Source organism: Actinomadura chibensis NBRC 106107, assembly GCF_001552135.1.
GTDB lineage: Bacteria > Actinomycetota > Actinomycetes > Streptosporangiales > Streptosporangiaceae > Spirillospora > Spirillospora chibensis.
Genome location: NZ_BCQP01000018.1, coordinates 1 through 12,515 on the forward strand (window position 1 = coordinate 1; position 12,515 = coordinate 12,515).

A 12,515-nucleotide genomic window follows, 5' to 3' on the forward strand; every position below is an offset into this window, starting at 1 on the left:
GGTCGGCGCGCGGGAGCGGGCGCCGCCGCGGCGCCCGGATGCCTGCGGCCGGGTCGGCGGCACGGCTGGAGGATGCCGCCGGCCCGGCCGGTGGGGGACGCCGGCGCCGCGGGGGCATGCGGCGCCGGGGTCCGGAGATGGTCGTTGGCACGGGTCCCGCCGCCGGGGAGGCGCACCGGTCCCGTACGGCCGAGGACCCGAGGTGTGCCGCCGCGCGTGCGCGCCGCGGCACCCGTCCGGGTACGGTGCCTGCCGCGGGGAACCACGCCGCGGACGCCCTCGGCCGTACGGACCGGGCCCTGCGGGAAGGCGCGCGGCGTGACACGCGCGCCCGGACGCCGAGTGCCGCGCGGGACGGGCCATGTCGCGAAATACCGCATGTCGACCCCTCCCGCCGCTGGACCTGGGACTTTGCCGCCCCGATGATCTTTCGTTCACCCATTGTCACGATCTCGTTGCGGTAGGTACCCGCGCGTCATGCGCGCGTAAACCGAGACCGGCGCAAAGAATCGCCCCCGAGGGCCGGTCTTTGCCATCGCATTGCCTGGCCGCTCCGAACCGCCGAGACGGGCAGATTTCGCGATTTCCGGGGAAGAGGCACCGTGTGCGACCCGATCGGGTCGGGACCATCGACGACGCTTTGGGGGAAGCAACGATGGGCTTCGTCAAGACGCGTGACGGCAACGAGATCCACTACAAGGACTGGGGCAGGGGGCAGCCCGTCCTGTTCATCCACGGCTGGCCGCTGAACGCGGACGCCTGGGAGGACCAGATGAACGCGGTCGCCGACGCCGGGTACCGGGCCATCGCCCACGACCGGCGCGGGCACGGGCGGTCCAGCCAGCCCTGGGACGGCTACGACTTCGACACCTTCGCCGACGACCTCAACGACCTGATCGACGCGCTCGGCCTGTGGGACGTCGTGCTCGTCGCCCACTCGATGGGCGGCGGCGAGTTGGCCCGCTACATCGGCCACCACGGGACGAACCGCGTCTCCAAGGCCGTCCTGCTGTCGGCGATCACGCCGCTGATGATGCGGACCCCCGACAATCCCGAGGGCGTGCCGCCGGAGGTGTTCGACGACATCAGGAACGGCATCCTGGCGGAGCGGTCCCAGTACTGGAGGGACGCCTCGGCCCCGTTCTTCGGCGCGAACCGTCCTGGGACGAAGGCGACCCAGGGCAACCGGGACGCGTTCTGGTTCATGGCCATGCAGGAGAGCGTCAAGGCGGGCGTGGCCTGCGTGACGGCCTTCGCCGAGACCGACTTCCACGAGGATCTGCGGGCGTTCGACGTCCCGACGCTGATCGTGCACGGCGACGACGACCAGATCGTGCCGATCGACGCCACCGGCCGCAAGGCCGCGCAGATCATCCCGAACGCGACGTTCAAGGTGTACGAGGGCGGTTCGCACGGCATCGCGCTCGTCCCCGGCGACAAGGAGCGCTTCAACGCCGACCTGCTGGAGTTCCTCGGGACCTGAGCGCTCTGCGCGGCCGCGCGCGGCTCGGCGGGCGGGACGGGCGACGGGGCCCGCCTCGCCCGCCTCGCCCCGCCCGCCCGGGTTCATGGCCGGGCCGTCAGCGGAAGTGGTTCTCCTTCAGCTCGACCACCCAGGCGCGGCGCTCGGCGATCTTCCCGTCCCGCATGACGAACACCTCGGCCATGGACATGCGCATCTCGCCGCCCTCGGCGCGCCGGGCCACGCCGTTGATCTCGGCCATGACGACGTCGTCCTGCTCGACCATCCGCACGACCTCCAGCTCGGGCGGGTCGATGAAGTGGGGCGCGCCGTCGATCGCCTTGTCGTAGGCCTCCTTGCCGGTCAGGTGGAAGCCGCCGAAGACCGTCCACTCGATGTCGTCGGTCAGGCAGGACAGGATCTGCGCGTGGTCGTTCTTCCGGAAGCCGTCGAGGTAGGCGTTGACGGTGTCGGTGTTCCGCGACATGGCCGCTCGTCCTCCAGGTGGGGTGCGGAGAAGTGCTTGCTAAGTGCAAGCGTCCAGCGTAGCAGGGGTCCGTTCCGCGCAGAGGTTGCCAGCGCCTGCTGCGGTGAGCTGTGGATTGCGAGGCAGGTCCGCTTGTTCGGACTTACTTTGCGATTTCGGTTCGCTGCGGGCTCTTGCCGCGCCGGACAGGTTCTGGTTCAGCGCGCAGGTGCGTGTCCTGGGGCGAGGACGGGCGGTGAGGTGTCGTCGGGTGGCGGTGGGAAGTCGGGGACGGTGAGTTCCACCTGGGCGTGGCAGTCGGGGTGGGCGCACTCGCAGGCGAAGGCGCGCATCGTGGTTTCAAGATCGGCGGCGCTCCACGGCCGGGCATGCAGGGCGCGGTAGCGCTCGACATCGGCGCGGTTGGCCTGGCGCAGCAGTGCACGGCGTTCGGCGGTGGTGCTCGCGGTGGGCCCGGCGGCCAGCATGTCGGCAAACAGCTTCTCCACCTCCGCGACCGTTTGCTCGATGCTGAGGTCATCGACGTTGAGCCGAGGGAGGTCCGACGCGTTCACTTCCCGGGCGACCAGCTCTCCCATCCGCAGGTAGAGCTCGGGCGCTCGGCGTGGATGATGGCGGAGGTCGAGACGCGCGCGCTGCACTCGCGGCGAGGGCATCAAGAACACCGCGCGGGCTCCTGGCGGCAGTATCCCGGGGGCGATCTGGGTGCCTTCGGCCACGATCAGCGGGCTGGTGGGCAGTCCCCGCAGGTCGTCGAGGGTCATCGGGCCGCGCTCGCGTTGCAGCGCCATCGCCAGCCGCTCCTCGGTCGGCAGGGCCCGGCGCTGTTGGCGGGTCATCGATTCCCATCGGAGCGCTGCCGGGACACCGGCGCGGGCGGCCCGTTCACGATGCTCCCAACTGTGGACGTCGGAGCGATACCACCGCAGGCCGTGACGCCGGGTCAGCCGCCGCGCGACGGCCGTCTTGCCGGCGCCGGGTGGGCCGCCGATCCACAACACGTGCGTCAGCGAGTTCACCCTCACCTCCCATCCCCAGCACAGCACATCGGTTTGCGGTGATGTCCAGCGTGCTCAGTCGGCGGGGTCCGGACGGGACGGGAGATGTGTGATCGCTGAGAGCGAACGTTGCTGCGGAAACAAATTGCTGCTCCGTTTTCTTGAGTGTGAGTGACTCAACCTGACGGGGTGGGTCCTCTAGACGGACTTGGAGCTGAGCATGAGCGAGACCCTGACGCTGCCGGTGCTGCCCCTGGACGACGGGGCCGTTCTGCCCGGCATGGTGGTTCCCCTCGACCTGTCGGAGAGCGAGGTCCGCGCGGCGATCGAGGCGGCGCGGGCGGCGGCGCAGGCGAAGGGGCCGGGCATCCGGTCGGCGAGCAAGCCGCGCGTCCTGCTCGTCCCCAGGCTGGACGGGCGGTACGCCGGTGTCGGCACCCTCGGCGTGGTCGAGCAGGAGGGGCGGCTGCCCGGCGGCGAGCCGGGCGCGGTCGTCCGCGGCGTGTCGCGGGTGCGGATCGGCACCGGGACGACCGGTCCCGGCGCGGCCCTGTGGGTCGAGGGCGCCGTGATCGACGCGCCGCCCGCGTCCGGCCGGGCGCAGGAGCTGGCGAAGGAGTACAAGGGCCTGGTCAGTGCGATCCTGCAGAAGCGAGGCGCCTGGCAGGTCGTGGACGTCGTCCAGCAGATCGACGACCCGTCCACCCTGGCGGACAACGCCGGGTACGCGCCGTACCTGTCCGACGAGCAGAAGATCGAGCTGCTGGAGACCCCCGACGTGGTCGAGCGGCTCACGCTGGTGATCGGCTGGGCGCGCGACCACCTCGCCGAGCTGGACGTGGCGGAGACGATCCGCAAGGACGTCCAGGAGGGCATGGAGAAGACGCAGCGCGAGTTCCTGCTGCGGCAGCAGCAGGAGGCCATCCGCAAGGAGCTGGCCGAGCTGAACGGCGACCCCGCCGACGAGGAGGACGACTACCGCGCCCGGATCGAGGCCGCGAACCTCCCCGAGAAGGTGCGCGAGGCGGCGCTGAAGGAGGTCGACAAGCTGGAGCGGTCGTCCGACGCCTCGCCGGAGGGCGGCTGGATCCGCACGTGGCTGGACACCGTCCTCGACATCCCCTGGAACGAGCGCACGGAGGACGCCTACGACATCGCGGGCGCCCGCGAGATCCTCGACGCCGACCACGCCGGGCTGGACGACGTCAAGGAGCGCATCGTCGAGTACCTGGCCGTGCGCAAGCGCCGCGAGGAGCGGGGCCTCGGCGTGGTGGGCGGACGCAGGAGCGGCGCCGTCCTCGCCCTGACCGGCCCTCCCGGCGTCGGCAAGACCTCGCTGGGCGAGTCCGTCGCGCGGGCCATGGGGCGCAAGTTCGTCCGGGTCGCGCTGGGCGGAGTGCGCGACGAGGCCGAGATCCGCGGGCACCGCCGCACGTACGTCGGCGCGCTTCCGGGACGGATCGTCCGCGCCATCCGCGAGGCGGGCTCGATGAACCCGGTCGTCCTGCTGGACGAGGTCGACAAGGTCGGCGCCGACTACCGCGGCGACCCGACCGCGGCGCTGCTGGAGGTCCTCGACCCCGAGCAGAACCACACCTTCCGCGACCACTACCTGGAGGTCGAGCTCGACCTGAGCGACGTGCTGTTCCTCGCCACCGCGAACGTCGTGGAGGCGATCCCCGGCCCGCTGCTCGACCGGATGGAGCTCGTGGAGCTGGACGGCTACACCGAGCACGAGAAGGTCACCATCGCCCGCGACCACCTGCTGCCCCGGCAGCTCGACAAGGCGGGCCTCGACGCGGCCGAGGTGGGGTTCGGCGACGACGCGCTGCGGCTGCTCGCGGCCGAGTACACCCGGGAGGCCGGCGTCCGGTCCCTGGACCGCTCGATCGCGCGGGTGCTGCGGAAGGTCGCCGCGAACGTGGCGCTGGGCAAGGCGTCGCTGCCGGTCTCGATCGGCGCGGACGACCTGAAGGGCTACCTCGGGCGCCCGAGGTTCACCCCCGAGGTCGAGCTGAGCCGGAACGAGCGGCGGACCGGCGTGCCGGGCGTCGCGACCGGGCTCGCGGTCACTGGCGCGGGCGGCGACGTCCTCTACATCGAGGCGTCGCTGGCCGACAAGGAGACCGGCGACACGGGCGTGACGCTGACGGGGCAGCTCGGCGACGTCATGAAGGAGTCGGCCCGGATCGCGCTCAGCTACCTGCGCTCGCGCGGCGCGGAGCTGGAGCTGCCGGTCGGCGACCTGAAGGACCGCGGCGTCCACGTCCACGTTCCGGCGGGCGCGATCCCGAAGGACGGCCCGAGCGCGGGCATCACGATGACGACGGCGCTGGCGTCGCTGCTGTCCGGTCGTCCCGTCCGCGCGGACGTGGCGATGACCGGCGAGGTGTCGCTGACCGGGCGGGTGCTGCCGATCGGCGGGCTGAAGCAGAAGCTGCTGGCCGCGTCCCGCCTCGGCATCACGACCGCGATCGTGCCGAAGCGCAACGAGCCGGACCTTGAGGACGTCCCGGACGAGGTGCTCGACAACCTGACGGTCTTCACCGTCAGCGACGTGCGCGAGGTGCTGGACCTCGCGCTGGAGCCCGCCACCACCGTCGTGGCGGCCTGACCCGCGGGGGACGCCCGCGCCGGGTTCGCGCCCGGCGCGGGCGTCCCGCTGTCAAAGGGGGATTCGGTCGTGCCGAATCCCGATGTCGCGCATGGGGGGCGCCGCGGCGGGGATCGAACGCCGGGTGTTGGCGGAAATGTGGCAGCGTGGGGTACCGGGCGAAAAGGCGGCCTGGTATGTGGTGGTACTGCGCGTGGTCGTGGTGGCGGTCGCGCTCGGATTTCTCGGCGTCTTCTTCTATTTCGCGTTCAGGCTGACTTTGACGCCCGTCCATGACCGGGGCCAGGCGGGCGGGAACACCGATCCGGGACGTTCCCTGCGGTTCTACCTGGACCGTCCTACCAAGGAGGCCGTTCTCCAGTTGGGCGGCAATCTCGTCCTGCTGGCGCCCCTGGGCGTGCTTCTCCCGGTGATCTGGAAGTCCCTTCGCGGGCCGGTGCGGCTGACCCTCGTCACCGGGGTCATGTCCCTGGCGATCGAGACGATCCAGGGCGCTTTCGTGGTCGGCCGGGCCTTCGACATCGACGACGTCATCCTCAACGTCGCGGGGGTGGTGGCCGCCTATGTCCTGTTCGGCCGTCGCCTTTCCCGGACTCTGCGTGGTGCTTGAGGGGTCACCGCGGGGACAGGTGGAAGACCCTCAACTGGCGTGTGGTGCGTTCCACGTAGCGGTCGTAGACGGGCCAGACGGCGGTGAGGCGGGGCCAGACGTCCGCGCGTTCGCCGTCGTCCAGCAGGCGGGCCGTGACGGGTGTCGTGCGGCCCTGGAAACTGACCTCCGCCTCGGGGTGCTTGAGGAGGTTGCCCGTCCAGGCGGGGTGGTTCTCGCGTCCGAAGTTGGAGCCGACGACGTACCAGCCGCCCTTGGGGCCGGTGTCCGGCAGGCAGGCCAGCGGTGTGCGGCGGGCCAGGCCGCTGACGGCTCCGGTCGTCGTCAGGACGAGGGACGGGACGAGAAGCTGCCCCAGGAGGAAGCGACCCCCGGTGAGCCTGTGCAGCGTCCTGTCGATCGGGGGGACGACCTTGGGGCCGACCTTGGCGAACCACGGGGCCCCGGAGATCCGCTGGAACAGCGGGCCGAACGCGCGCTGGACGAGGGTCGGCATCGGTTTCGCTCCGGGCGTGTTCGGGCGGCGGGGTGCTAGGGGCTGGCGGGGTGTGAGGCGGGGTGCGAGGCGTCCGGCGCGTCGCGGGTTCAGGTGGCCGCTGTCGGCCAGCCAGCGCACCGAGTCGGTGACCGTTTCCTCGACGGGACGCAGGGTCAGGCCGAGCGCGTCCAGGACGGGGCGGTCGTCGGTCGGCACCAGCGTCACCATGAACTCGGCGGCGTCGCGGGTGAGCGGGTAGTCGAAGGGGCGGACGCGCTTGGCCGCGTCCAGGGCCGAGCCGAGGCCGAGCATCAGACGGCTGGGGACGCGTATACGGCGGCACCTCACGCCGGTGAGGCGGTCGCAGAGGTCCGCGTACTGTGTCCATGTCAGGTAGTGGCCGCCGAGAACCCACCGGCTGGGTCCCTGCCTCGCCTCGACGGAACGTGCCAAGGCCTCACCCACGTCGCGGACGTCGACGACCGACACGCCGCCTCCGGGAAGGGGCCACACCTTGCCGAGCGCGGCGGCGAGCCCCTCCATCAGGGCGTCCAGTGAGGGCTGATGGGGCCCGCATATGCCGCCCGGGTACAGGATCGTGACCGGTGCGCCTTCGTCCTGGAGGCCGCGCACGTAGTGTTCGGCGGCCAGCTTGGAGCGTCCGTAGGCGGTGCGGGGATTCGCCAGGGCGCCCTGAGCGGTGATGACCCGGGCGGACGGCGGGACGAACACGGCGACGGTCGACACATGGACGACCGGGCTCAGCCCCTTGGCGACGGCGCCGCCGACCACGTTGCGCGTACCGCGCACGTTGATGTCGACGAGGTCGTCCGAGGCGGCGGTCACGCCGATCGCGGCGGCGGCGTGGATCGCGGCGTCGCAACCGTCCAGGGCCTCGGTGACGGTGTCCGCATCGAGCATGTCTCCTGGGACGAGTTCCACGTCCTCGGCGGCGACACCGATGGTCTGTAGCACTTTCGTCGTCTTGCCTGGGTCGCGGACAAGCGCGCGCGGGCGATGTCCCGCCGCCAGGAGGGCGCGGACGGTGTATGACCCGACGAATCCGGAGGCACCGGTGACGAAGACCCGCATGACGGACAAACCTAGCGCTTGGTCTGAATCAGCTGGCAGCCACCACGCTGCGCCTTTCAGGGTAACCGCCGGATTTTCGGACATCTTCCGGGCCGATAACGCCGCCTCCGCTCGTTGACGGGCCTGGAACGCTCCAGCACACTCGGGGGCTCACCTGACCGCCGGACCGGGAGGGGATCGATGAGGATCGGACTGGCCGGCGCGGGGCGCATCGGTGCGCGCCACGCCGCCGCCCTGTGCGCACTGCCCGAGGTGGACGCCCTGGTCATCGCGGACGCCGACGCCGTCCGCGCGCGCGACCTCGCCGCCCGCCTGCCCCCCGAGTCGCGCGCCGCCGTGCCGGACGCCGTCGAGGACCTGTTCGCCGCCGGGCTCGACGGGCTCGTCGTCGCGGCCGCCACGGACGCGCACGCGGACCTCGTCGCGCGCGCGATGGCCGCCCGGGTGCCGGTGTTCTGCGAGAAGCCGCTCGCCCCGGGCCTTGATGGAACGTTCCAAATCGTGACCGCGTCCGCCGCCGCCGGGGTGCCGGTGCAGGTGGGGTTCCAGCGCCGCTTCGACGCCGGGAACGCGGCCGCGCGCGAGGCCGTGGCGTCGGGGCGGCTCGGCTGGCTGCACACCGTCCGGTCGTGCAGCTTCGACCCCGCGCCGCCGCCCGCCGGGTACGTCCCGACGTCCGGCGGGCTGTTCCGCGACTGCGTCATCCACGACCTGGACCTGATCCGGTTCGTGACCGGGCGCGAGGTCGTCCGGGTGACGGCCGCCGGAGCCAACCGCGGGGACGACTTCTTCCGCGAGTGCGGCGACGTCGACACCGGCTCGGCCCTGCTCGTCCTGGACGACGGGACGCTCGGGGTCGTCTCAGCCACCCGCTACAACGCCGCCGGGTACGACTCGCGCCTCGAACTGTTCGGGTCCAAGGACAGCGTCGTAGCGGGCCAGGACGCGCGTACGCCAGTGACCGCCCTGCCGGAGCGAGACAACGGGGCGAGGGACGTCTACAGCGGTTTCATGGAGCGGTTCGCCGACGCATACGACGCGGAACTCCGTGCCTTCTTGGATGTGATCGCTGGGCGGCGGGGCAACCCATGTCCACCCGAAGAGGCACTTGAGGCGTTCTATCTCGCTGAGGCGTGCGAACTGTCGCTCAGGGAGGGACGGGTCGTCGCCACCGAGGAGGTGCGCCGATGAGGGCCGCGGGTTTCCTCCCCTGAGCGACCGGCCGAGCCTCGGCGGGCCGCGCCGCGCCGCGGGGGGCGCGCCGCAGGGACGGGCCGGGCCGCGGGGTTATCCACATTCTCGCGGACCCCTTGGAGGCGCGCCCGGCGGTGGGGCATCGTGTGGGACGTCCCGGTCGCGGAGGCGTCGGCGTCCGGCTGGGCGGCCGTCCGCGGGCGGCCGCCGCTCCCTGCCGGAACGCCGTGCCTGCCGCCGCCTTCTGTGATCAACTCCTCTGACCGATCACTCGGGGAGAAACGGAGAGCAGCCGATGAGAGGCGTTTTCGCGGGTGGAGCGTCCAGGGTCCTCGCGGTCCTGGCCGTCGCGGGGCTCCTGGCGCTGGCCGCCTGCAGCAGCGAGGGCGGCAAGAAGGCGGAGAAGGGCATCGAGGGCGCCGGGCCCCGGCTGAAGATCGCCATGGTCACCCACTCCGGCCCCGGCGACACCTTCTGGGACATCATCCAGAAGGGTGCGCGGGCCGCCGCCGCCAAGGACAACACCGAGTTCCTCTACTCCGCCGACCCGGACGGCGGCAAGCAGGCGCAGCTCGTCCAGGCCGCGATCGACAAGAAGGTCGACGGCATCATCGTCACCCTCGCCAAGCCCGACGCGATGAAGGACGCGCTGGCCCGCGCCGCCGCCGCGAAGATCCCGGTCGTGTCGATCAACTCCGGGGCGGGGGAGTCGGCGAAGCTCGGCGCGGTCGCGCACTTCGGGCAGGACGAGGCGATCGCCGGTGAGGCGGCCGGCGCCGAGATGGCGCGGATCGGCGCGAAGAAGGCGCTGTGCGTCATCCACGAGCAGGGCAACGTCGGCCTCGAAGACCGGTGCGCCGGGGCGAAGAAGACGTTCGGAGGCGACATGCAGAACCTGTTCGTGCCGGGCACGAACATGCCGGAGGTCAAGTCGTCCATCACGGCTAAGCTGCAGGCCGACAAGAGCATCGACGGCATCCTGACGCTGGGCGCGCCGTTCGCCGCGACGGCCGTCGACTCGGTCAAGGAGACCGGCGCCAAGGCCAAGATCGGCACGTTCGACATGAACAGGGACCTGATCGCCTCGATCAAGTCGGGCGACATCCAGTTCGCCGTCGACCAGCAGCCCTACCTGCAGGGGTACGAGGCCGTCGACCAGCTCTGGCTGCTGAAGAACAACGGCAACGTCCTCGGCGGCGGGCGCCCGGTGCTGACCGGCCCGGCCATCGTCACGAAGGCGAACGCCGCCGCGCTGGAGGCGTTCGCCACCCGGGGGACCCGATGACCCACGCGGTGGCGGAGCCGCCCGCGACCCGGCCCCCCGGCTCCGACGAGCGCTTGGCCAGGCGGTCGCCGCTGCGGCGGCTGCTCGGCCGCCCCGAACTCGGTGCGCTGCTCGGCGCGATCGCGCTGTTCGCGTTCTTCTCGCTCGTCGCGGACTCGTTCCTGCAGGCCGACTCGTTCTCGACCGTGCTGTACGCCGGCTCCACGTTCGGGATCATGGCGGTCGGGGTGTCGCTGCTGATGATCGGCGGCGAGTTCGACCTGTCCGCCGGGGTGATGGTGACGTCCGCGGCGCTGATCGCCGCGCTCACCGCCTACCAGCTCACGCTGAACGTGTGGGCGGGCGTCGTGATCTCCCTCGTCCTGACGCTGGCGCTCGGCCTGGTGAACGGCCTGCTGTACGTCCGGACGCGGCTGCCGAGCTTCATCATCACGCTCGCCACGTTCTTCATGCTGGCGGGCCTGAACCTCGGCGTGACGAAGGCGCTGACCGGCAACGTCGCGAGCGACTCCGTCCGCGACATGGACGGCTTCGACAGCGCCCGCGCCGTGTTCGCCTCCGACGTCGACATCCTCGGCGTCAACGTCAAGGTCACGGTGTTCTGGTGGCTGCTGTTCGTCGCGGTCGCGACCTGGATCCTGCTGCGCGCCCGCGTCGGCAACTGGATCTTCGCGGCGGGCGGCGCGGCCGCCAGCGCCCGCGCCGTCGGCGTCCCGGTCGACCGCGTCAAGATCGGCCTGTTCATGGGCGTCGCGTTCTGCGCCTGGTTCTCCGGGATGCACCTGGTGTTCGCGTTCGCGACCGTCCAGTCGGGGGAGGGCGTCGGCAACGAGTTCCTCTACATCATCTGCGCCGTCATCGGCGGCTGCCTGTTGACCGGCGGCTACGGGTCGGCGATCGGCGCCGCGATCGGCGCGTTCATCTTCGGCATGACGAACAAGGGCATCGTCTACGCCGAATGGAACCCCGACTGGTTCCGCTTCTTCCTCGGCGCGATGCTCCTCATCGCCACCGTGGTGAACCTGATCGTGCGGCGCAGAGTGGAGCGGTCGTCATGACGGAGAAGACGTCCGGGGCGGCGGCGCCCCTCCTCAGGCTGACCGGCGTCGGCAAGAACTACGGCAACGTCATCGCGCTGCGGGACGTCAGCATGGAGGCGTCCGAGGGCGAGGTCACCTGCGTGCTAGGCGACAACGGCGCGGGCAAGTCGACGCTCATCAAGGTCGTCGCCGGGCTGCACCGCCACGACACCGGCACCTACGAGGTCCAGGGCGAAGAGGTCGCGTTCGGGTCGCCCCGGGACGCGCTCGACCGCGGCATCGCCACCGTCTACCAGGACCTCGCCGTCGTCCCGCTGATGCCGGTGTGGCGCAACTTCTTCCTCGGCTCGGAGAAGCGCAAGCGCCTCGGCGCCATGGACGTCGAGTTCATGCGCGAGACCACCCACCGCGAAATGGCCGCGATGGGCATCGACCTGCGCGACGTCAACCAGCCCATCGGCACCCTCTCCGGCGGCGAACGGCAGTGCGTGGCGATCGCCCGCGCCGTCTACTTCGGCGCCAGGGCCCTCGTCCTGGACGAGCCCACAGCCGCTCTGGGCGTCAAACAGGCCGGGGTGGTGCTCCGCTATGTCGTCCAGGCCCGCGAACGCGGCCTCGCGGTCATCTTCATCACGCACAACCCGCACCACGCCTACCCGGTCGGCGACCGCTTCCTGATCCTCAACCGCGGACAGAGCATCGGCTACCACGCCAAGGCCGCCATCACCCGCGACGAACTGACCGCCCTCATGGCAGGAGGCAGCGAACTGGAAGAACTCGCACACGAACTGGACACCACCGCCGCAGGCACAGCAGCCGCAAAAGAACTAAGAAAGGAGCCCCGCAACCTCGAATAAGCCGAACCCCATTTCCCACCCAAACCCCCAAACCAACCCGCCACCACCTTTGCGGGGTCACCCTCCAACCCGCCCGAACGCCAACACCCGCCCACGCCCCGTCCCCACCACAAGCCGCCAACCACCCCGCCACCCAGTAAACGCAGCGCCGGACGATTGCCCCCCAGCCGTCACGCCCAACCGAGGCCCCCGCCCATCGTGCCGGGCCGTCGTGCCGGGCACCTTGCCGTGGGGTGCCGTGCTGGGACGCTGTGTTGGGGCACCGCGTTGAGGCACTGCGTGGGGCTCACGTAAGGCTCGCATGGGGGCTCGCGTAGGGCTCACGTGGGGCCGCCAGCCGGGCTGTGGCGTAGGGGCATCGGGACGAGCATCGCGTCCGGGCCGTCCGCACCGGGGCA

10 protein-coding genes are annotated in these 12,515 nt (G+C 71.3%); 7 read left to right on the top strand and 3 right to left on the bottom strand.

The features are described 5' to 3' along the window. Window positions 1–655 precede the first annotated feature (655 nt). Window positions 656–1,483, top strand: coding sequence for an alpha/beta fold hydrolase (locus tag ACH01S_RS12685; RefSeq protein ID WP_067889872.1), 828 nt, complete (start codon window positions 656–658; stop codon window positions 1,481–1,483). Between the two features lie 97 nt (window positions 1,484–1,580). On the opposite strand, the gene ACH01S_RS12690 is transcribed toward ACH01S_RS12685, so the two are convergent. Together ACH01S_RS12690 and ACH01S_RS12695 are read right to left on the bottom strand one after the other, a co-directional pair. Continuing rightward, window positions 1,581–1,949, bottom strand: a complete 369-nt coding sequence (locus ACH01S_RS12690) for a nuclear transport factor 2 family protein (RefSeq protein WP_067889876.1) — start codon at window positions 1,947–1,949, stop codon at window positions 1,581–1,583. 197 nt (window positions 1,950–2,146) lie between these two features. After that, window positions 2,147–2,968, bottom strand: a complete 822-nt coding sequence (locus ACH01S_RS12695) for a hypothetical protein (RefSeq protein ID WP_218010236.1) — start codon at window positions 2,966–2,968, stop codon at window positions 2,147–2,149. A gap of 199 nt (window positions 2,969–3,167) precedes the next feature. Between ACH01S_RS12695 and lon the strand changes: the two genes are divergently transcribed. Both lon and ACH01S_RS12705 read left to right on the top strand, forming a co-directional pair. Beyond that, on the top strand, window positions 3,168–5,561 hold the full coding sequence (lon, locus tag ACH01S_RS12700) for an endopeptidase La (protein WP_067889894.1): 2,394 nt from the start codon (window positions 3,168–3,170) through the stop codon (window positions 5,559–5,561). A gap of 91 nt (window positions 5,562–5,652) precedes the next feature. Then, entirely contained in the window at window positions 5,653–6,171 is a 519-nt protein-coding gene (locus ACH01S_RS12705) for a VanZ family protein (RefSeq protein ID WP_067889897.1), read from the top strand. Between the two features lie 4 nt (window positions 6,172–6,175). On the opposite strand, the gene ACH01S_RS45870 is transcribed toward ACH01S_RS12705, so the two are convergent. Next, on the bottom strand, window positions 6,176–7,825 hold the full coding sequence (locus tag ACH01S_RS45870) for a nitroreductase family deazaflavin-dependent oxidoreductase (RefSeq protein WP_306303243.1): 1,650 nt from the start codon (window positions 7,823–7,825) through the stop codon (window positions 6,176–6,178). A 96-nt stretch (window positions 7,826–7,921) separates the two neighbouring features. Here ACH01S_RS45870 and ACH01S_RS12715 point away from each other — a divergent pair, with 96 nt between their 5' ends. The 4 genes from ACH01S_RS12715 to ACH01S_RS12730 all read left to right on the top strand — a co-directional run bounded on the left by ACH01S_RS12715 (window position 7,922) and on the right by ACH01S_RS12730 (window position 12,117). Beyond that, window positions 7,922–8,932, top strand: coding sequence for a Gfo/Idh/MocA family protein (locus tag ACH01S_RS12715; RefSeq protein WP_067889879.1), 1,011 nt, complete (start codon window positions 7,922–7,924; stop codon window positions 8,930–8,932). A gap of 298 nt (window positions 8,933–9,230) precedes the next feature. Then, a complete protein-coding gene (locus tag ACH01S_RS12720; protein WP_067889881.1) occupies window positions 9,231–10,220 on the top strand; it encodes a substrate-binding domain-containing protein in 990 nt (329 codons plus the stop codon). Continuing rightward, window positions 10,217–11,278, top strand: a complete 1,062-nt coding sequence (locus ACH01S_RS12725) for an ABC transporter permease (RefSeq protein WP_067889884.1) — start codon at window positions 10,217–10,219, stop codon at window positions 11,276–11,278. The genes ACH01S_RS12720 and ACH01S_RS12725 overlap by 4 nt, the downstream gene beginning before the upstream one ends. Next, window positions 11,275–12,117 (top strand): ATP-binding cassette domain-containing protein, encoded by an 843-nt coding sequence (locus ACH01S_RS12730; protein ID WP_067889887.1) that lies wholly within the window; start codon window positions 11,275–11,277, stop codon window positions 12,115–12,117. The genes ACH01S_RS12725 and ACH01S_RS12730 overlap by 4 nt, the downstream gene beginning before the upstream one ends. Window positions 12,118–12,515: the final 398 nt, after the last annotated feature.